The organism is Acinetobacter lanii, from assembly GCF_011578285.1.
GTDB lineage: Bacteria > Pseudomonadota > Gammaproteobacteria > Pseudomonadales > Moraxellaceae > Acinetobacter > Acinetobacter lanii.
In genome coordinates this window covers 1,734,812-1,755,143 of sequence record NZ_CP049916.1, presented here as the reverse complement: position 1 = coordinate 1,755,143, position 20,332 = coordinate 1,734,812, and the positions used below count along the sequence as shown (strand labels likewise).

General features: G+C 41.2%; 17 protein-coding genes. 10 read left to right on the top strand and 7 right to left on the bottom strand.

All coding sequences use genetic code 11. The annotated features are described in order from the left end of the window. Positions 1 to 34 precede the first annotated feature (34 nt). From G8D99_RS08225 to G8D99_RS08215, 3 genes are read right to left on the bottom strand one after another with little or no spacing between them, the layout of a single operon-like run. Positions 35 to 364 (bottom strand): DMT family transporter, encoded by a 330-nt coding sequence (locus G8D99_RS08225; RefSeq protein ID WP_166324311.1) that lies wholly within the window; start codon positions 362 to 364, stop codon positions 35 to 37. Between the two features lie 10 nt (positions 365 to 374). Beyond that, a complete protein-coding gene (locus G8D99_RS08220) occupies positions 375 to 1,298 on the bottom strand; it encodes an ABC transporter ATP-binding protein (protein ID WP_166324308.1) in 924 nt (307 codons plus the stop codon). Continuing rightward, positions 1,298 to 2,242 carry an ABC transporter permease gene (locus G8D99_RS08215; RefSeq protein WP_166324305.1) on the bottom strand — a complete coding sequence of 315 codons (945 nt, stop codon included), beginning with the start codon at positions 2,240 to 2,242 and terminating at the stop codon, positions 1,298 to 1,300. The genes G8D99_RS08220 and G8D99_RS08215 overlap by 1 nt, the downstream gene beginning before the upstream one ends. A 406-nt stretch (positions 2,243 to 2,648) precedes the next feature. Between G8D99_RS08215 and G8D99_RS08210 the strand changes: the two genes are divergently transcribed. Both G8D99_RS08210 and G8D99_RS15795 read left to right on the top strand, forming a co-directional pair. Beyond that, positions 2,649 to 4,841 carry a TonB-dependent receptor family protein gene (locus G8D99_RS08210; protein WP_166324302.1) on the top strand — a complete coding sequence of 731 codons (2,193 nt, stop codon included), beginning with the start codon at positions 2,649 to 2,651 and terminating at the stop codon, positions 4,839 to 4,841. 225 nt (positions 4,842 to 5,066) lie between these two features. After that, positions 5,067 to 5,192: a putative periplasmic lipoprotein gene (locus tag G8D99_RS15795; protein ID WP_264821708.1), complete on the top strand. Its 126-nt coding sequence runs from the start codon at positions 5,067 to 5,069 to the stop codon at positions 5,190 to 5,192. Between the two features lie 171 nt (positions 5,193 to 5,363). Here the strand turns inward: G8D99_RS15795 and G8D99_RS08205 are convergent, their stop codons facing one another. Next, complete coding sequence (locus G8D99_RS08205; protein WP_166324299.1) at positions 5,364 to 6,638, bottom strand: DcaP family trimeric outer membrane transporter; 1,275 nt, start codon at positions 6,636 to 6,638, stop codon at positions 5,364 to 5,366. Positions 6,639 to 6,770: 132 nt separating this feature from the next. Next, the gene (locus G8D99_RS08200) at positions 6,771 to 8,069 is read right to left on the bottom strand and encodes an MFS transporter (protein WP_166324296.1); all 1,299 of its coding nucleotides are present in this window, start codon (positions 8,067 to 8,069) and stop codon (positions 6,771 to 6,773) included. A 394-nt stretch (positions 8,070 to 8,463) separates the two neighbouring features. On the opposite strand from G8D99_RS08200, the gene G8D99_RS08195 reads away from it, so the two are divergent. From G8D99_RS08195 to G8D99_RS08185, 3 genes are read left to right on the top strand one after another with little or no spacing between them, the layout of a single operon-like run. Then, positions 8,464 to 9,237, top strand: a complete 774-nt coding sequence (locus G8D99_RS08195) for an enoyl-CoA hydratase (RefSeq protein WP_166324293.1) — start codon at positions 8,464 to 8,466, stop codon at positions 9,235 to 9,237. Between the two features lie 2 nt (positions 9,238 to 9,239). Continuing rightward, positions 9,240 to 10,763 (top strand): 3-hydroxyacyl-CoA dehydrogenase, encoded by a 1,524-nt coding sequence (locus tag G8D99_RS08190; protein WP_166324290.1) that lies wholly within the window; start codon positions 9,240 to 9,242, stop codon positions 10,761 to 10,763. 24 nt (positions 10,764 to 10,787) lie between these two features. Further along, positions 10,788 to 11,996 (top strand): 3-oxoadipyl-CoA thiolase, encoded by a 1,209-nt coding sequence (locus G8D99_RS08185; protein WP_166324287.1) that lies wholly within the window; start codon positions 10,788 to 10,790, stop codon positions 11,994 to 11,996. A gap of 128 nt (positions 11,997 to 12,124) precedes the next feature. On the opposite strand, the gene G8D99_RS08180 is transcribed toward G8D99_RS08185, so the two are convergent. Next, complete coding sequence (locus tag G8D99_RS08180; RefSeq protein WP_166327645.1) at positions 12,125 to 12,562, bottom strand: PaaI family thioesterase; 438 nt, start codon at positions 12,560 to 12,562, stop codon at positions 12,125 to 12,127. 263 nt (positions 12,563 to 12,825) lie between these two features. Between G8D99_RS08180 and G8D99_RS08175 the strand changes: the two genes are divergently transcribed. The 5 genes from G8D99_RS08175 (at position 12,826) to G8D99_RS08155 (ending at position 19,233) form a co-directional block, all read left to right on the top strand. Continuing rightward, positions 12,826 to 14,628 carry an acyl-CoA dehydrogenase C-terminal domain-containing protein gene (locus tag G8D99_RS08175; protein WP_166324284.1) on the top strand — a complete coding sequence of 601 codons (1,803 nt, stop codon included), beginning with the start codon at positions 12,826 to 12,828 and terminating at the stop codon, positions 14,626 to 14,628. A gap of 78 nt (positions 14,629 to 14,706) precedes the next feature. Beyond that, positions 14,707 to 16,371, top strand: coding sequence for an AMP-binding protein (locus tag G8D99_RS08170; protein ID WP_166324281.1), 1,665 nt, complete (start codon positions 14,707 to 14,709; stop codon positions 16,369 to 16,371). Positions 16,372 to 16,670: 299 nt separating this feature from the next. Then, positions 16,671 to 18,116, top strand: coding sequence for a cytochrome ubiquinol oxidase subunit I (locus tag G8D99_RS08165; RefSeq protein WP_166324278.1), 1,446 nt, complete (start codon positions 16,671 to 16,673; stop codon positions 18,114 to 18,116). Then, on the top strand, positions 18,109 to 19,113 hold the full coding sequence (gene cydB / locus G8D99_RS08160) for a cytochrome d ubiquinol oxidase subunit II (RefSeq protein ID WP_166324275.1): 1,005 nt from the start codon (positions 18,109 to 18,111) through the stop codon (positions 19,111 to 19,113). The genes G8D99_RS08165 and cydB overlap by 8 nt, the downstream gene beginning before the upstream one ends. 12 nt (positions 19,114 to 19,125) lie before the next feature. Beyond that, positions 19,126 to 19,233, top strand: coding sequence for a DUF2474 family protein (locus G8D99_RS08155; RefSeq protein WP_166324272.1), 108 nt, complete (start codon positions 19,126 to 19,128; stop codon positions 19,231 to 19,233). 117 nt (positions 19,234 to 19,350) lie between these two features. Here the strand turns inward: G8D99_RS08155 and G8D99_RS08150 are convergent, their stop codons facing one another. Next, the gene (locus G8D99_RS08150; RefSeq protein WP_166324269.1) at positions 19,351 to 20,301 is read right to left on the bottom strand and encodes an NAD(P)-dependent oxidoreductase; all 951 of its coding nucleotides are present in this window, start codon (positions 20,299 to 20,301) and stop codon (positions 19,351 to 19,353) included. Between the last annotated feature and the right edge of the window lie 31 nt (positions 20,302 to 20,332).

Sequence of the window (20,332 nt, the reverse complement as noted above, 5' to 3'; positions counted from 1 at the left end):
GGATTAATAGTAATCGACTTTAGATAGCTCTGGATTAAACATGGGTACTCTTGGAAAAGACATTGATAATCACAATGCCGAACAAGATAAAAGCCAATCCAATCATCGCGGCGGCATCAAGATGCTGTTTAAACACCACCCAACCAATGGTGGAGATAAAGACAATACCTGCACCTGACCACAATGCATATGTGATGCCCATTGGAATACTTTTCATGGTGAGGGATAGAAAATATATGGCAATCAAATAACCCATGCAGGTTATGACTGTGGGGGCAACTTGAGTAAAGCCTTTGGATGCATTCAAGGCAGACGTGGCAATTACTTCAGCAATCACCGCAATGAGTAAATACAAATACGACATAGCTGCTCTCTCATTTGCGATGACTGACTTGCGTCATTCGTGGAATGCTCGGTAAATCAGCCAATGCTGGGTCGAGTTCATCCTCTTGAGCATGCACCAGTTGATCAACACGTTGTCTTAAAGCTTTAAACTCAGGCGTGAGTATCACATCAGGCGAACGTGGACGTGGTAAATCCACTTCGATAATTTCTTTGATCTCACCTGGATTGGCTTTTAACGCAACGATACGATCAGCCAATAAAATTGCCTCATCCATATCATGTGTGACAAAAATAATGGTGATATCAATGTTCTGCCAAAGATCCATCAAGTGGCGCTGCATTTTTTGACGGGTATGGGGATCGAGTGCACCAAAAGGTTCATCCATGAGTAAAATTTTAGGCTCATTGACCAAGGCGCGTGCAATCGCAACCCGTTGCTTCATCCCGCCTGAAAGCTGGTGTGGGTACTGATTTTCATATTTCTCTAGACCAATAATATTAATCCACTCTCGCGCATGGGCTTCAGCACTGGCATGGCTTTGACCTTTCATTTGTGGGCCAAACATGACATTTTCTTTTACGGTTTTCCATGGAAATAAGGTATAGCCTTGAAACACCATGCCACGTTCAGGACTTGGGCCTAGAATTGGCTGACCATCCACCAAAATTTCACCCTCGGTATAAGGGTCTAAGCCAGCCACCACACGGCTAAAAGTCGATTTGCCACACCCTGAGGGGCCAATCACACAAATAAATTCACGTTTATGAATTTTCAAATCGAGTGCATTTAAGATGGTGCGTTGCGTTTTGCCATGTTTGAAGGTTTGCGTGAGTTTTTTGGCTTCCAAAATCACAGGGCGTTGGTAAATCCGATCGAAATATTCACGGGCGTTGAAATCGGGTTGTACACGTGCATGAGTCGGTTCAGCTTGAGGGTGTGATGTTTGATTCATTATTTTGCTCCCAATTTCCATTTAAATAGACGTTGTCCGAGTTTCATCAGCACTACATCGCAGACCAGTCCAATGACACCAATAATCAGAATCGCAGCAAAGACATTGTCAAAATTTTGGTAACGCGCTTGTTGGGTAATGAACCACGTGATTCCAGAAGTACTGCCGATCAGTTCAGCCACAATTAAATAGGTCCACGCCCAACCCAGTAGCACACGCAAATCACGGTAAATTTCTGGTAGTGCGGCAGGGATCACCACATGAAATAAGCTTTTGAGTTTGTTGGTTCCGAGGGTAAAACCGGCTTCAATCAGGCTCTTATCAACCAAGCGTGTGGTATTGGCAATAATCAGAATTTGTTGAAATAAGGTTCCAATCACAATAATGGCAATTTTTGGCGCATCATTGATCCCTAAAATGGCAACGGCAAGTGCCCCAAAAGCAGGTGCAGGCAGATAACGGAAAAATTCAACAAAAGGTTCAGTCAATTGCGAAAGCTTGTTGGAAAAACCGCACAAAATCCCTAAAGGAACACCGATAATTGAAGACAAGATAAAAGCACTAAACACCAATTTGATACTGTGCCAGAGGCTTTCATGGAACCACGGTGCGCCTTCCTGTTGAGGTGCTGTATTAAAGGCGGTCACTAAAGCTTTGGCCACTTCATGCGGTGCAGGCAAATAAATCGGATTGACCAATTTTCCTTGTGGTGGTGCGGCGCCTTGATTAACCGCAGTTTGCGCTTCGCTATAAAAGACTTGTTTGTCTACACGGCTGCCTTCTTGTAAAAAAGGCACACTGCCTGAGTCAGTGATTTGGACTTGTGGATGCCAAATAAAAGGCAAATAACTCACGGCGCACCACAGTAAAATAGGAATCAAAAAGGAGCCGAAGCCAAACAGAATTTTGGTTCTGGGCGTGAGTTCTCGTGCGATATAACTCATAAGCAATCTGCCTAATATTACTATTTTTATAAAACGTAATACTTTTAAGCAAAATGAATGCCAAATAGACTTTAAATCAAATTCGCACTCTAAAACGCATCAGGCGATTCGCCACGTCTCAATCAATCGACTCTTTCTAGCACTCATTTAAATATTTTTTGAAAATTGAAAAAAAATAACTGTGCCTGTTCGCAGACAATCAAGGCTAAATTTTGAAATAGCGCCAAAGATCGAATCATGATCTAAAAACGCATTATTTTTGCGCATAAAAGCCGCTTGCTATTTAAATTATTTTTTAACATGATGCGGATAAAACGCCATTTTATCGCTTTTGATTAGCCTAAATAATCTGCGCAATAACGACAAACCATAGAAACAAAACATAGAGACAAGACAAAGGAATGTTATGAGGCCATTCATACTAAAAGTTGCAACACCACCGACTGTTCTATTCAGCAGTCTATGGCTGATTCTTTCCTCATCTGTGCATGCTGTTGAGCTGAACAATATTCAGTTAAATACGGAGTCGCAAACTGAATCTACAGTGACGACATTACCCGTCATTCAGCTTAGCCAATCTGCTACAGATCAAAAAAATAAAACCCTCGCCAAACAACAACTTCAACAAGTGAATGGCGCGACCAATTTTATCGATGCAGAGCTGTTACGTCAGCGTAAACTCAATAGCAATGAAGATGTATTGGGTTATCAACCCGGGGTCTATGCAAAATCCGCAGGCAATGAAGGTGTAAAACTTTCAATCCGGGGTTCGGGCATCAATCGAGGTTCAGGCGCACATGGTTCAGGTACCTATGTTTTACTCGATGGCATTCCATTTACCAGCCCAAGTGGCACACCTTATGAATTGCTCGATGCTGCATGGGTCGATCATGCCGAAGTCTATCGGGGGGCCAATGGTAACCGTGTTGGCGCTTTAACTTTAGGTGGGGCTATTAACTTTGCCACACCAACAGGGCAAGATGCAGCCAAGCTTGCCATCCACCATGAGCGGGGCAGTTTTGGTTATCAACGCAGCCACATCAGCTCAGGACAACACATTGGCGATTTAGATTATTTTGTATCGCTATCCCATGCCGACAGCGATGGTTTCCAACAGCATTCTTCAAGTTCGGCCAAAGGCATTGCCGCCAATGTGGGTTATCAAATCACACCGGATATTTTAAACCGTAGTTATTTACGTTATCGGGAAACAGAACATCAAACTCCGGGAAGAATCACTAAAGCACAACTGAGTGATGATCCTAAACAAGCCAATCCCAATAATGTGCTGTATAACAGCAACCGACCACAACCCGGCAGTGTGTGGCTTGCCAATAAAACACAAATTAATTTACATGAGCAGGGAACACTCGACTTTGGTTTGGCCTACCATCATTTTCCGATGGATCTGCAAGAAGGCATATACAGTACTCAGGTCGATTATGACGATATTACGGCGTTTATGAATTACCAAAAACAAGCAACTTGGTTAGGACATGAACATCGTTTCAAGATCGGACTGCGCAGTACCACTGATATTCCAAGCGATCAACAGATCATTGAACGTTATCGGGTTAATCAAAATAATATTCAAGCAGGTACTGAAACACGTCATTTTGAACATACAGGTTCTGACAATGTCTTGAGTTTTAACCATGAGTTTGAATTAAACCCAGAATTTTGGCTGGTAAGTGGTATCAACCTTGCCTATATGCAAAGGCAAAGCCAAGTCACATGGCCAGTGCAAAGCCAAAAAGTAGAATTAAGTGAATGGAATTGGGCACCGAGTCTCGGTCTACGCTATCAAATGACGCCACAGACTCAATGGTTTGCCAATATCAGCCGAAGCGTAGAAGCGCCACATCCTTGGTCAATGATTTGGAGTTCAGATCAGAAATTTAATGAAGGTAATAATGCAGGTCATGAAGCGTCCATCGGACGACAACGTGAACCAATTCATATTGATACACAATCTGCGCATACGCTTGAACTCGGTGGACGAGGTCAATCATGGTTAGGGGATTGGGATATTGCGTACTATTATTCCCAAGTGCAAAATGAATTATTGGCAGTAGAGTTACAGCCTGTACCCAATCAAGTGATCGCTGAGTCGAATGCCTCAGATACGATTCATCAAGGGCTTGAAATTGGGCTAAACTCATCATTATGGCGTCATGATCATTATGGTGAAGTTTCATTAAAACAAAGTTATACCTTGAGTGATTTTCACTACAAACATGATCCGATTTTTAATAAAAATGAGCTTGCAGGGATTCCAAAACATTTCTATCAAGCACAATTACAGTTCCAGCATCCGCAAGGATTTTATGCTGCGCTGAATACCGAATATGCATCAAAAATAGCCATAGATTATGCCAACACGCATTATGCAGATCATTACCAAATTTGGGGAGCAACGTTCGGTTATCAGCAAGCCCAGCAACCTTATTCGGCGTGGTTAGATTTTAGAAATATTGCCAATAAAAAATATGCGTCAACCGTGACCCCAGGTTTTAACGATCAAGGTCGAGATGCGGCAAGACTCACGCCCGGGGATGGATTTGGTGTCTATGCAGGAGTGACTTATAAAGTTTTATAAAGATCAAATATGTTTGTTGAAAATCAGTCAAATGTGCAAGATCAGTATCCAAATATATTCATTTATGTTTGGATTTTTTTCATTTCTAAGACTTAACATTATGATTAGATTATAAAAAATAAAAAAACGATTATGATCATTCCTTTTATATATTATAAAAAAAACAGATAAGAGATTATTATTTGCACATCTTAATTGTCTATCTCTTTGATTTTGAGGTCTCCCATGAAAAAAGCGGCTGTTATGCTGATGATGCTATTTACCTTAACTGCATGTGCTTCAGATCCAAATACCTATCAACAATTACATGCCTATGAAGACACCTTGCATGAAATTGAACAAGGATATTAATACATAGACATTCATCCGGTAGTCCGTGAAGGATGGCAGTTTTGATTTATCACTCAATGTTTTGATATTTTACGGATAAATCAGACTGCACTTATGACTGCATCAACATTATTTTTCACAAAAATGAGCCCAATTATGGCAATTGAAAGCTGTATTAAGGTCTCATATGCTTTAAAAACTATAGGTTCCAGATAAATTTAGACGAGATATATCAGCTTCCTGATGATCAAAAGTTTCACGTTTACCCTGATGATATTCCAAGCCTAAATTAATATTCGGTGCTGGTGAATAGATAAGATTGGCGACATAGTCGGTTAACATCTTATTACTGCTTGGGTTGGCTTTTGCATAATCACTTGAGTCATCAAATGCAACCACACTGCCTGAAAGGTTAGCTTTTAGTTTAGGATTGAATTTATGTGAATAGCCTAAATTTAAGCTGTTAAATGAGTTGAGCAGCAGACGTTTTTGGGTGCTATCCACTGAAAAATCACCACCCCAAGCACTACCATCCGTGGTTGAACCTTGTGTTAAGAAAGATGCAATGCGCTGATCTCCCACGATATGGAAGTAATTCCCTTGTACTGAATGCCGATCATTAAAGCTATAGCGTCCACCTACGCCAACACCCCAACCCATTTTATTGATATCACCCTCTGCGGTTTGCGCTTGTTTCTCATTAATAAAACCTTGAGCAAGCAAGTGTAGGTGCTCTGAGTTATGCACAAATTTCGTGGTAAAGGCGGGGAGTGCCGAAGATCTATCTCCTCCAGCCATATATTCAATACCTGCATTTAATCTGTTTTGATTATTTAAAATCCATGTATAGCTCACTTGAGGTGTTCTTAAAACAGATCCGCCCAATAATAAACTGTAATCCACACTTTGCGTACTGATCTCAGGCGTAGACATCAGTGACCATGCCTGACCAATAGTCCAGTTATAGTATTTAAGATGAGCATGACGAATTCGAAGTCCGCCATCACCTTTACCTGCATTGGTCCAAAAATCGGTTTCAACACGGGCAAAAATATTAGGATCGCCCTTAAGATCTTTGGCTAAAAATCCGATACGGCTTGCTGCGGCTGTAAAATCAGAGCGTGTCGAGTCCGCTTCTTTAAAAGGGGCTTTATTAATCTGATTGATGGTACGTCCACGCGCTTCAGGTGTACTTTTGAAATCGACTGCACCATCGAGACGGATTAAGCCATAGACATCAACGTTATCTAAGAGTTTGCTTAAAGATTTTGATTCTTTCGCTTGAACTTGCTGTTGCTCTTGCTGTTGTGATTTGATTTCTTGTTGAGCCAACTTATGCTCATTTAATTCAGCTTGAATTTTAAGCAATTGTGATTCTAAAAACTGGATTCGTTCTTCAGAAATTTCTGCTGAAAATACATGCGCTGATGCAAGTCCACATAAACTCGCCAAAATTAATTTTTTCATTCTTTTATCCCTAAAGATGATTTCCTAATCCTGATTTAAACGCTTTCTATTCATATTTTTTGGAAACGTGATCTTAAAAATAAAAAGAAGCCAGTAAGCTAATCCACTAAGCCAATACTGACTTCCTTAAAATTACTCCGCCTTTTGCGGATCGTATAAACGGTCTTTAATAAACAGTGCTGGAATCAAACCACACAAGAAATATGCCGCACCCATGACGATCAAGCCTGTGCCGATCGAATCATGCATGGCTAAATATCCAATGGTGATCGGGGCAAAAATCGCACCAATACGCCCGATATTAAATGCCCCGCCAACGGCAGTTCCCCGTACTGCCGTAGGAAAGCTTTCTGTCAGATAAGTTGCATTAATGGCATACGGAATCCCATATAAGAAACCGAAAATCAGCATCAATATGCCAATATTTTCAGCAGTATGCATATACACCACAACTGGGATAAACAGTGCAGTCCCCATGGTGCCAAAAGCAAAAACAATACGACGTCCAATTTTGTCTGCGACATAACCGGCAATAATTTTGGCAAACATCATGGTGATAAATGTGCCCACCATATACAACGCCATTTCTTTAAACTTAATCCCGAGTTCAGCTTCTAAATAGCTTGGCAACCAATTGCTTACACCGAAGTAGCCAAATAACAGAAAACCTGAGCTAAAAGACCACAGGATAAACATTTTGCCATGGGTCTTGTCTTTTAAAATCGTGATATATGGATTGCCTTTCTTGGCATCATTATCCACAATCTGACCTGATTTTTTCAGTGCACGAACATGTTTCCAAGATTCGGGTTCAGGCACCATGAAGTGCATTAAAATACCTAAGGCTAAAGGTGCGATGGTAAGCCAATACAGCATGCGCCAACCAAATTCAGGAATAATCCAACCTGAAATCATGGTGATGACTAATGAGCCTAATGTAAAACCGGTCATTAATGTCGCCAGTACCGTGGTACGATACTTGGTGGGTACATATTCCGACATTAAGGTGTTGCATGCGATATATAAACAACCCAAACCGAGGCAAGATAAAGTGCGTAAAATCGCAAATTCTGTATAAGATTGTGCGAATCCTGAGTAAGCAGACAAAATAGAAAAGGCAATGGTCGCGAGTACAATTACACGAACGCGACCAAAGCGATCACATGCCCAGCCACCGACAAAACCACCGATTCCCATGCCCAATAAAGAATAACTACCCAATGCACCTGCTTGTACAGTGCTGAGTCCCCATTCAGCTTTTAAACTGGTTAAACTAAATGCCAAAATCCCAATATCTGCGCCATCACAAAGTAAAATTAAGAACGCAAAAACGAAAGCCGTCATCCATAGGCGCTTTGGTGCTTGAACCGGTTGATCTATGGGAGCATTTACCGGTTTTTCAGCCCCAGTTACTAGCGTATCACTGGTCATTTTTCTATCCTCTATTTTTTGAAATAGCGTTCCTGTGCCATTTCGATATTCCCTTTCTATTCCTCTCGGAAAGTGTGTTGTTCTTTCTCACAGTTATTCAAGTTGTTAAATCCACTGATTCACATAACCCTAAAGTTCTTTATTGATGATCTTATATTTTGCATTGTGATGAATCATTGCTTAAATGAAGTATAAAATCATATAAAGAAATTTATATTCCGTATTGCGAAATTAATTAATCACAAAACCCACAAACAGACAAGAGTTTTTACTCTAAATTTATAAATAAGCTATTTTCCCATTTTATTGTTCAAAAAAAGCTTGATTTGTCGCAGCAGAAACTTTAGGTTTATATAAAATAAAATTTCGCTATACAAAATAAATGGAGTTTTTTATGGAGCAGGTTGTTCAGGTCGAGCGTATTTCGCCTCATGTGGCGATGGTTAAAATTCACCGTCCAGAGGCTAAAAATGCCTTAAATACAGAAGTACGCCAAAAACTTGCAGCTGCATTCTTAGAACTCAATGATGATGTTGAGGTGCGTGCCATTATTTTGACGGGCGGTGAAACTGATTTTGCAGCAGGGGCTGACCTCAAAGAATTGGCGACAGCCGAATCTATTCAAATGATGCAACGTCGTACAGAACGTTACTGGCAAGCGATAGCACAATGTTCAAAACCGGTGATTGCAGCAGTCAATGGCTATGCGCTCGGTGGTGGTTGTGAGTTGGCCATGCATGCCGACATTATTATTGCAGGAAAAAGTGCGCAGTTTGGACAGCCTGAAGTGAAAGTTGGTGTGATGCCAGGTGCTGGTGGAACCCAACGTTTATTCCGTGCAGTGGGTAAATTTCACGCCATGCGTATCATTATGACAGGGTGTCTAGTGCCTGCACCTGAAGCCTATCAAATCGGTCTAGTGTCACAAGTAACTGAAGATGCTGAAACCCTAGTAACAGCGATCAAAATGGCTGAAGGCTTAGCCAAGCTTCCGCCGATTGCGTTAGAACAAATTAAAGAAGTCGCACTATTGGCTGAAGATGTCCCCCTGAATGCAGGGCTAGCTTTAGAGCGTAAGTCATTCCAGATGCTATTTTCTTCACAAGATCAAAAGGAAGGTATGCAAGCCTTTATTGAAAAACGTAAACCGAATTATCAAGGACGATAAGCATGACGATTCAGATTCAAAAAATTGGCATTATTGGCGTCGGGAGAATGGGTGCGGGGATTGCGCAAATTGCGATTCAGTCTGGACATAATGTGGTGCTCTTTGATGCCAAAGCAGGCGCTGCTGAACAAGCACGAGAAAAGTTAGCCAAAACCTTAACCACACTGGCAGACAAAGGTAAATTTAGCCATGAAAAAGCGGCTGAAGATTTGGCTCATTTGTTGATTGCAGAGCAAATTGAAGACCTCAAAGATTGTGATTTGATTGTTGAAGCCATTATTGAAAATCTAGACATCAAACAAAAGCTAATGCAGCAACTCGAAGGGATTGTTAAACCTGAAGCTATTTTGGCATCGAATACATCATCTTTGTCGATCAGTGCGATTGCGGCAAATTGTACCCAACCTGAACGGATTGCAGGCTATCACTTTTTTAACCCTGTGCCGCTGATGAAAGTGGTTGAGGTCATTGAAGGTTTTAATACGCATCCTGACATTGTGGATGCACTGATTCAGCTTTCCACTAAAATGGGGCATCGTCCAGTCAAAGCCAAAGACACACCGGGATTTATTATTAATCATGCAGGTCGTGCATTTGGTAGTGAAGCCTATGCGATGCTGAATGAAAATGTGACCCCATTTTACGATATTGATCGTATTTACCGTGACGGGATTGGTTTCAAAATGGGGCCATTTGAATTGGGTGATTTAACTGGTATGGATGTGTCACACCCCGTGAGCGAATCGATCTACCACCAATATTATGAAGAAGCACGTTATCGTCCAAGTGTCATTACACGTCAACGCTATATTGCCAAACAGTTAGGTCGTAAAACAGGTAAAGGGTTTTATGACTATAGTTCGGGCAATAAACAAGGCGATGTGCCCCCAACATTGCTTGAAAAGTTAGATCAATATCATAGCGTGTGGCTGGGTACTGAATATAGCGAAGACCGTCAGGCATTGGAGCACTATTTACAGCAGTTCAATATTCAAGTTGAGCAAGCTGATACCCCGTCTACGGATGCACTGATTTTGATCGCAACCTATGGTGAGGATGCCACGTCAGCAGCAGTGCGTTATCAAGTTGCACCACAACAAGTGGTCTGTATCGATCTTCTGTATGGTCTAAATAAGCACCGGACCTTAATGCCGACCTTTGTGACTCGACCAGCGTTGGTTCAAGCCGCTCAATCAATGTTTAATCTAGATGGAGTGACCACAAGCGTCATCCAAGAAAGTGTAGGCTTTGTGGCGCAACGTGCATTGGCCATGATTGTCAATCTCGGTTGTGATATTGCCCAACAAGGGGTCGCTACCGTTGAAGATATCAATATCGCGGTCAAATTAGGTCTGGGTTATCCGTATGGCCCAATCGAATGGGGCGATGTATTGGGTGCTGAAAAAATTCTGAAAACATTAGACCGTATGACCGCGATCACACGCGATCCACGTTACCGTCCAAGTCCTTGGTTACGTCGTCGCGTACAGCTTGGACTTCCATTGATTCATACAACAACACACTAAAGAAAAGTTAAAGGAATAACCTTAATGTTAAATGCTTATATTTATGATGGTTTACGTTCTCCAATCGGTCGTCATGCAGGTAGCTTAGCGAGTGTACGTCCTGATGATTTGGCTGCGACAGTCATTAAAAATCTCCTTGAAAAAACAGGCATTCCCGCTGCCGATGTAGAAGATGTGATTTTTGGTAGTACCAACCAAGCGGGTGAAGACAGTCGTAATGTGGCACGTTTTGCTGCACTTTTGGCAGGAATGCCAGTCACTGTTCCAGGTCAAACAGTTAATCGCTTGTGTGCTTCAGGTTTAGGTGCAGTGATTGATTCTGCACGCGCAATCACTGCAGGTGAAGGTGATCTCTATATTGCAGGTGGTGTCGAAAGTATGTCACGCGCACCATTTGTGATGGGTAAAGCCGAAAGTGCTTATTCACGTGATGCAAAAATTTATGACACAACCATTGGTACACGTTTCCCAAATCGTAAGTTTACTGATCAGTTTGGTGGACACAGCATGCCAGAAACCGGTGATAATGTTGCTGAAGAATTTGGTATTACGCGTGAACAGGCAGATACGTTTGCTGCATCATCACAAGCCAAATACCAAGCAGCAAAAGAAGCAGGATTTTACGAGGGTGAAATTACGCCAATCGAGGTTTCTCAAGGTCGTAAGTTACCACCTAAACAAGTGACAGAAGATGAACATCCGCGTGCATCTTCTAATTTTGAAGCATTGTCTAAACTTAAACCGTTGTTTGAAGGCGGTGTGGTAACAGCAGGTAATGCATCAGGAATCAATGACGGCGCTGCAGCACTGATTATCGGCAGTGAAAAAGTTCAGGAACAGTATGGCTTAAAACCTTTAGCACGTATCCTGTCTTCTGCAGCCGCTGGCATTGAGCCACGCATCATGGGTGCGGGCCCAATTGAAGCAATTAAAAAAGCAGTTCATCGTGCAGGTTTGACTTTGGATGATATGGATATTATCGAAATCAACGAAGCCTTTGCGAGCCAAGTTTTATCTTGCTTGAAAGGGCTAAATGTTGCATTTGATGACCCACGTGTGAATCCAAATGGTGGTGCCATTGCCATTGGTCATCCATTGGGGTGCTCAGGAGCACGTTTAGCCTTAACTGTAGCACGTCAATTGCAACGTACAGGTAAAAAGTATGCTGTGATCAGCTTATGTATCGGCTTGGGGCAAGGTTTAGCCATGGTCATTGAAAATCCTGCTGCATAAAGTAAGCATCAGGAGGATAGAAACCACAGATCTAAACAGATCTGTGGTCTTTTTGATTGGAAGTAATGAATAGTCTAATCCATCAAAAATCCCCGCATAAGCGAGGATTTTAAAGCTTTAATCAAGCTTTATTTGCGCCCTGTGACCAATAAAGTTGCTGTTCCAAACGCATAGATTTTACCGTCTTGATCGACGATACGACCCTCTGAAGTCAGCACATTTCGACCGACACGAATCACTTCACCAATCGCGGTATAGCGTTCACCCGTTTTCATGGCTTTTAGCATTTTGACATTTAAGTCAATCGTAGAAAAGCTCACACCAGCTTCAATGGTTGTATGTACAGCAGCACCTGTCGTGCTATCTAAAACAGTTGCACAGAAGCCACCATGAATTCCACCTTGTAAATTGAAATGGCGTTCATCCGGAAAGACTTCATATTCCACATAATTTTCTCTTACCACACTGAGTTGCATGGGAATGATCTGCGACATGGCAGAACCAGGGAGTTCTCCATTTTTGATCGCAGTTAAGTATTCAAGTCCATTCATTTGTGCAGTGGTCATCATGACTCCTCTTAATTAAATATTTCGCTTTATGAAACAACATTCTGTTTATTAAAATTTATCATATAACGATTGATCAATGAAATGCCACAGAAGAATCTGTGGTTTTTTCATATCTGAATTGATGCTTTTGAATGAGAAAATTCACAGAATGACTAGATTTTATCCTTGAACTTATATTATATTCGATTTAAAACATAATTTCGTATTATGAAATTTATTGTCATAAATATACCAATTAAAACTCATACAAGGGAATTACGATGAGAAATTATATTGCGCCATTAAGAGATATGAAGTTTGTTCTAAAAGACTTACTTGATGTTGAACAAAAATATCAAGGCTATGCCAAGTTTGCAGATAAAGTTTCAATGGACATAATGGAGCAATATTTAGAAGTTGCTGCTGATTTCTGCCAAAACGAATTATTGCCCATCAATGCCATTGGGGATGAACAAGGCTGTCGTTTAGAAAATGGCGTCGTGACCACACCAGATGGTTTTAAAGCGGCATATGACAAATATGTTGAATTGGGTTTTACATCGCTCACAGGCGATGAACAATATGGCGGTCAAGGATTCCCAACACTCTATCGTATTGCGATTTCTGAAATTATCACGGCGACCAACTGGTCTTGGGGCATGTATCCAGGGCTATCTCATGGCGCAATGCGTACGCTTGAGCATCACGGTACAGATCAACAAAAACAAAAATTCCTTGTCCCACTGATTGCTGGTCGTTGGACAGGTACGATGTGTTTAACTGAATCACATGCAGGTTCAGATTTGGGTTTAATTCGAACCAAAGCTGTGCCGAATAGCGATGGTAGTTATAGCATCAGTGGTGAAAAAATCTTTATTTCAGCAGGCGAACATGATCTGGCTGAAAATATTGTACACATCGTTTTAGCGCGGTTACCTGATGCACCAGCAGGCACAAAAGGCATTTCACTGTTTATTGTACCGAAATACAATTTAGATGAAGCGGGCAATGTTGCATCTCGAAATGGTGTGGTGTGTAGTGCCATTGAACATAAAATGGGGATCCATGGTAATGCCACCTGTGTATTGAACTTCGAAAATGCCAAAGGTTTCTTGATCGGGCCTGAAAATCGTGGTTTGAATTGCATGTTTACCTTCATGAATTCGGCACGTATTGGTACAGCTATTCAAGGTTTAGCAGCAGCGGAGTCATCCTATCAAGGGGCTTTGGCTTATGCCAAAGACCGTTTAGCCATGCGTTCACTAGAAGGAGCCCAAGCACCGAATCAACCTGCAGATCCGATTATTGTGCATCCTGCAGTACGTAATATGTTGCTCACACAGAAAGTTTTTGCAGAAGGTTCACGTGCTTTAGCCTATTACTTGGCAACCTATGCAGATATAGCTGAAGCAACGGACAATCCTGAAGAGAAGAAAGCGGCTGAAAACCGTTTGGCATTGTTAACGCCTATTGCAAAAGCCTTGATGACTGAAACTGGCGTAGAAGCCGCGAAACATGGCATGCAAGTGTTCGGTGGTCATGGGTATATTGCCGAACATGGCATGGAGCAAATCGCTCGTGATGCACGTATTGCCAGCCTATATGAAGGTACCACCGAAATCCAATCCATCGATTTGTTGGCCCGTAAAGTGCTCGGTTCTAAATTAAGTTTACTCACGGCGCTCACTGACGAAATTCAAGGCTATGTGCAAGAAAACCAGCAACATGCTCAGTTTAGTCAGCAAGTTGAACAAGTACGCCAATTGACTGAACAATGGTTGACGTTGACTCAAACCATTCAGGCACAGGCTCAAAGCTCTGCCAATGAAATTGGTGCTGCATCAGTCGATTACTTGTTCTTCTCAGGCTATGTCGTCTCTGCTTATTTGTGGTTGAAAATGGCCGTGACAGCACAGCAAAAAATTGAAGCAGGAGATTCAGATCCATTTTATGCCGCTAAAATCAAAACAGCACAATTCTTCTTTGCGCGAATTTTGCCAAGAACGACTACGCATATTGCGAATATTCAGGCCGGTGGTGAGAGTCTATTCTTGCTCACCCCTGAAGAGTTTAAATTTGATTAAACAAATTGACCCATGATCACCTCGATTATGGGTCTTTTTATAAAAACAATAAATCGATCAAAAGACATGGAGCATTACATGATTCATCGGCCATGGATGGAAGAATATAAAAAATGGAATATCAACCCAAATTTGGTTGAACCAGCCCCAGAGACGACTTTGGTTCATCTGATTGATGACAATTTAAAAAAATTTAAAGATCGCACCGCATTTTTCTATGAAGATCATGCTTTTAGTTATGCTCAGATTGACATTTATAGCCAAAAGTTAGCCACATTTCTACAGCAGTTAGGTGTAGCGAAGGGTAGTCGTATTGCGGTGATGTTACCCAATATTATTCAATATCCGATTGCGATCTATGCGATTCTCCGTGCGGGTTATATTTTGGTGAATGTCAATCCAATGTATACCCAAAGAGAATTATTACATCAGCTAAAAGATTCAGGTGCAGAAGTTTTAATTTTGCTTGATCATACTTTGGCTCAATTTTCTCAGCTCACAGAATGCGAAACACTGAAATATATTTTATCGACTGATCCTTTCGATTTTATTTTGCCTCAGCACAATGAACAGGGTAGCCGTACATTTGATGAACCCAATACTGAAGCAAAACAAAGACACATTCATTTTAAAACAGCGATCGATCAGGTAGAGCATATTCAGATCCAGTCACCTGAATTGGCACAACAGGATACTGCGTTACTGCAATATACCGGAGGAACAACAGGTATTTCGAAAGGTGCTGAACTGACACATCGTAATATTCTGTTTAATATCGCCCAAAACAGCACCGTGTTTAATAGTCATTTTGGTGATCGTGTCGCTGAACCAGATGAATATATTTTTTGTGCTTTACCGCTGTATCATATTTATGGTTTTACCATTTGTTTACTCAGCTATGGATTGTTTCGCGGTTTTGCCAATGTCCTCATTGCCAACCCTCGTGATTTAGATGCTTTGATTGACCAATATCAACGACATCCCCCTACCGTATTTCCAGGGGTCAATACACTGTTTAATGCCTTAATTCATCATCCACGTTTTAAAACAGCCCATCATTCTCGTTTAAAATCCACCACAGGTGGGGGTGCTGCCGTTTTAAAAAATATCGCAGCATTGTGGTATGAAATTACGGGCTGTCATATTTATGAAGGCTATGGTTTGTCCGAGACATCCCCAACAGTAACCTTTAATCCGCCTTTGAGCCGACGCTTCAGTGGCAGTATTGGACTGCCACTTCCCGGTACAGATATTGTCCTTCTTGATGAATCAGGTCAAAGCGTTGAATTAAATCAAGCAGGAGAAATTGCTATTCGTGGACCTCAAGTCATGAAAGGATATTGGAAACAACCTGAAGCAACTGCAGAAGTGTTTACCGCAGATGGCTTTTTTCTCACGGGTGATATTGGCTGTATGAATGAGCAAGGCTATATTTCATTGCTCGATCGTAAAAAAGACATGGTTTTGGTGTCTGGATTTAATGTTTATCCCAATGAAGTTGAAGGTGTACTCTCTAAACATCCTCAAGTACTTGAATGTGCAGTAATTGGGGTTGCTGATGAAAAATCAGGACAAGTCCCTAAAGCATTTGTAGTGAAACAACATCATGGTTTAACGCAAGAGGATATTAAACTTTATTTGAGAGAGCATTTGACCAATTATAAATTGCCTAAATATGTGGAGTTTGTTGAGCAGTTACCTAAATCTGCAGTGGGTAAGATTTTAAGAAAAAATCTAAGGTAGTTTGTTATTGAGCTAAGCCAATCTCATCGGGATTGATGAGATTGGCAGAGAAAAAGAAGTCAACAATTCAACCCTTTGATGTCTCACTCATGAGTATCCAAATTAATTAAAAATTTTATGAATTTAGGAGACTGAAACAGCCGCTTCTTTAAAAATGAAGCTTGCTCCTCGACCAAAAAGCGGTGTTCTGTACTTACATATCTAAGCTTGTAAGTATAAACACTTTATCTATCATCTTATTCATATCTCAATCATAACAAAGCTTCTCACCCGCAAATTTCAATAAATAAGGTGAAGATATGGATTTAGGTTTTACTGCACTTGAATTGGCGCGAATCCAATTCGCATTTACTGTTTCGTTTCATATTATTTTTCCTGCAATCTCAATAGGACTAGCCAGTTTCTTAGCCGTTTTAGAATGGCGTTGGTTACGTACTCAAGATCCTGTTTACCGAGATTTATTTCAGTTTTGGATTAAAATTTTCGCTCTAGCCTTTGGTATGGGTGTCGTTTCTGGCGTGGTGATGAGTTATCAGTTTGGAACCAACTGGAGCGAATTTTCTCGTATTGCTGGCGGTGTAACAGGGCCATTACTTTCCTATGAAGTCTTGAGTGCCTTCTTTTTAGAAGCAGGTTTCTTAGGCATTATGCTCTTTGGCTGGGGACGTGTTGGTCCTAAGACACATTTCTTTGCCACGTTGATGGTGGCAATTGGCACGTGTATTTCCATGTTCTGGATCTTGTCTTCCAATAGCTGGATGCAAACACCCCAAGGTTTTAGCATCGAAAATGGCATTATCGTGCCGCAAGACTGGTTTGCAATCGTATTTAATCCGTCATTTCCTTATCGGTTGGCGCATATGGCCATTGCAGCCTTTCTTGTTTCAGGATTATTGGTCGCAGCAACTTCAGCATGGCATCTACTTAAAGGTCGACGCGATGCATTAGTTAAAACGTCCTTTTCTATGGCCATGTGGATGATCCTTATTCTTGCACCATTGCAAGTTTTTGTTGGAGATATGCATGGTCTCAATACACTGAAACACCAGCCTGCAAAACTCGCAGCGATTGAAGGACATTGGGAAACCAACGTCAACGAAGGGATGCCACTTTATCTGTTTGGTATCCCCGATATGCAAGCCGAAGAAACCAAATATGCTATTGGTATTCCAAACCTCGGTAGCCTGATTATGACCCATACTTTGGATGGTCAAGTCAAAGGTCTAAAAGAGTTTGCACCAGAGGATCGCCCGAATTCATTGGTGGTGTTTTGGAGTTTCCGCATTATGGTGGGGATGGGGGTGCTCATGATTTTATTGGCAATGTCAGGTGTATTGCTCAGAAAAAATCAGCGTTTATATAATGCTTCATGGTTACATCGTTTTGCAATTTTAATGGGACCTTCAGGTTTTATAGCATTACTTGCAGGGTGGTTTACCACTGAGGTCGGTAGGCAACCTTGGGTGGTCTATGGGGTATTACGTACCAAAGATGCATTATCTCCAGTATCTGCAGAGCAAGTGGGTTTGACCTTAATTATTTTCGTACTGGTGTACTGCGTTGTTTTTGGAATTGGCATCTATTACATGCTCAAAATGATGCACAAAGGACCGGAATTTATTCATTCAGTTGCACATAGTGATCGTGATGTCATTCAAGCCTCAAATCGACCTTTGAGTACGATCGATGATGATCACGCTATAACGCCATCTTCTTCTCAACCTCAGGAGCGTAAAGATGATTGATTTATCAATGATTTGGATCGTGATAATCGCTGTAGGTGTACTCATCTATGTGATTCTGGATGGTTTTGATTTAGGAATTGGGATTCTATTTCCATTCATTTCCTCAGCTGAAGAACGTGATGTGATGATGAATACTGTCGCACCTGTTTGGGATGGCAATGAAACTTGGATGGTATTAGGTGGAGCAGGGTTATTTGCTGCATTCCCATTGGTCTATTCCACTGTTTTATCTGCATTGTATATGCCGATTATTCTAATGGTGGTGGCATTAATTTTCCGAGGTGTAGCGTTTGAATTTCGATTTAAGGCCAAAAGAACCAAACATTTGTGGGACAAAGCTTTTATTGGTGGTTCAATGGTTAGCTCCTTCTTACAAGGCGTGATTTTAGGTGCTTATATTCAGGGTATCAAAACCACAAATGGAATTTATACTGGAGGAGGCTTAGATTGGTTGACTCCATTTTCCTTATTCACTGGACTCGGAGTGGTCATATTGTATGCCACACTCGGGTGTGGTTGGCTGATCTTTAAAACGGATCATGAATTACAAGATCGTATGTTTAAGCTGATGCCCAAACTGACGGTCTGTTTATTTATATTATTTGGTGCGGTGAGTCTATATACACCTTTGGCACATGCTGAAATTGCAGAACGTTGGTTTAGTACACCGAACCTATATTATTTTAGTCCTGTGCCAGTATTGGTGGCATTATTTACATTTTTAATCTTCCGGGCACTTAAACAACGACAAGAATTTGCCCCATTTATCTATACCCTAGTTTTGGTGGTTTTGGCCTATACCGGGTTTTTAATCAGTTTATGGCCTTATATTATTCCGCCATCAGTGACGATATGGCAGGCTGCCGCTCCGCAAAGTAGTCAAATGTTTGCCTTAATTGGTGCATTGGTGCTCATTCCCATTATTCTGTTTTATACAGGACTGTCCTATTGGGTGTTCCGCGATAAAGTACGAGTAGGAGACCGAGGTTATCACTGAGGAGTTGCACAAATGAAGCTGAATCAGACAGGTTGGTTTATTGTGTTATGGTTAGGAGGATTTTTAACCTTAGCCATCATTGCGGGATTTTTTAGAATGTTGATTCAATGGGCATATTGATAGAGCACTAAGCTAGGAATGAGAGTGCTGGAATGCAAAACGCACTTTATATTCAAAAAAAAATGATCTTCAGATGAAGATCATTTTTTATTTGCATTATCACAAAGCGCATTTAACTCAAACGAGGTTTTGGTCATGCCCTTGAATATTTTGATTCACATTGCTTTCTAAAATGGAGAACAGACGCTCTTGTGCTTCATCTGTTGCCCACGCAATGTGTGCTGTAATCATCACATTAGGGTGTTTTACATTCAATAATGGATGATCTTTAGGTGGTGGTTCTTGATCAAGCACATCAGCACCAAAACCGCCCAGATGACCACTTTCAAGCGCTTCTACAACAGCCTGATTATTCACCAATCCGCCTCGACCAACATTCACCAAAATGCTGTCTTTTTTCATTTTGCTGAGTACATCCGCATCGATCATACCGCGTGTTTCAGCATTGAGTTCACAGTGTAATGAAAATACATCGGCTTGCTGAATCGCTTGATCAAAAGGTACATAACCGTCACGGCATGTCACTGCATTTTTACGTTCACTGAAAATGACATTCATGCCAAAGGCTTTTGCCTTTTCTGCCAATGAGGCGCCAATTTCACCTTTACCTAAAATCGCTAGAGTTTTGTTTTTTAATTCTCGAATCGGGGCAGCAAGGTAAAAAGACACCGAACCTTCGGACCATTGACCTTGTTGTACAGCATTGACTTGAGACGCAAAGTTCTTAATCAGGTTCATCATCAAAATGAAGGCATGCTCAGCCACTGCATCACCTGCATAACCTCGAATGTTCGCAATTTTGACGTTTTTTGCTTTAAGTAAAGCAACATCTACATGATCATAACCGGTTGAGCACAATGCCAATAATTTTAAATTAGGGTTATTCTCAAGAACACGTGCATCGACTTTTAAATCACTAATGATCAATACATCTTGATCGTGAACTTTGTCATAAAACTCTTGCTGAGTCAGTTGTTCATACTCGGTATATTCATTTGGAAAATCAAATTGAAATGCTTTGTTGATCAGTACGCCTTTCTCAACACAGGTAATTTTTAAAGTCTTCATAAATTCATCTAACGTTGTTCGAATAAGCCTA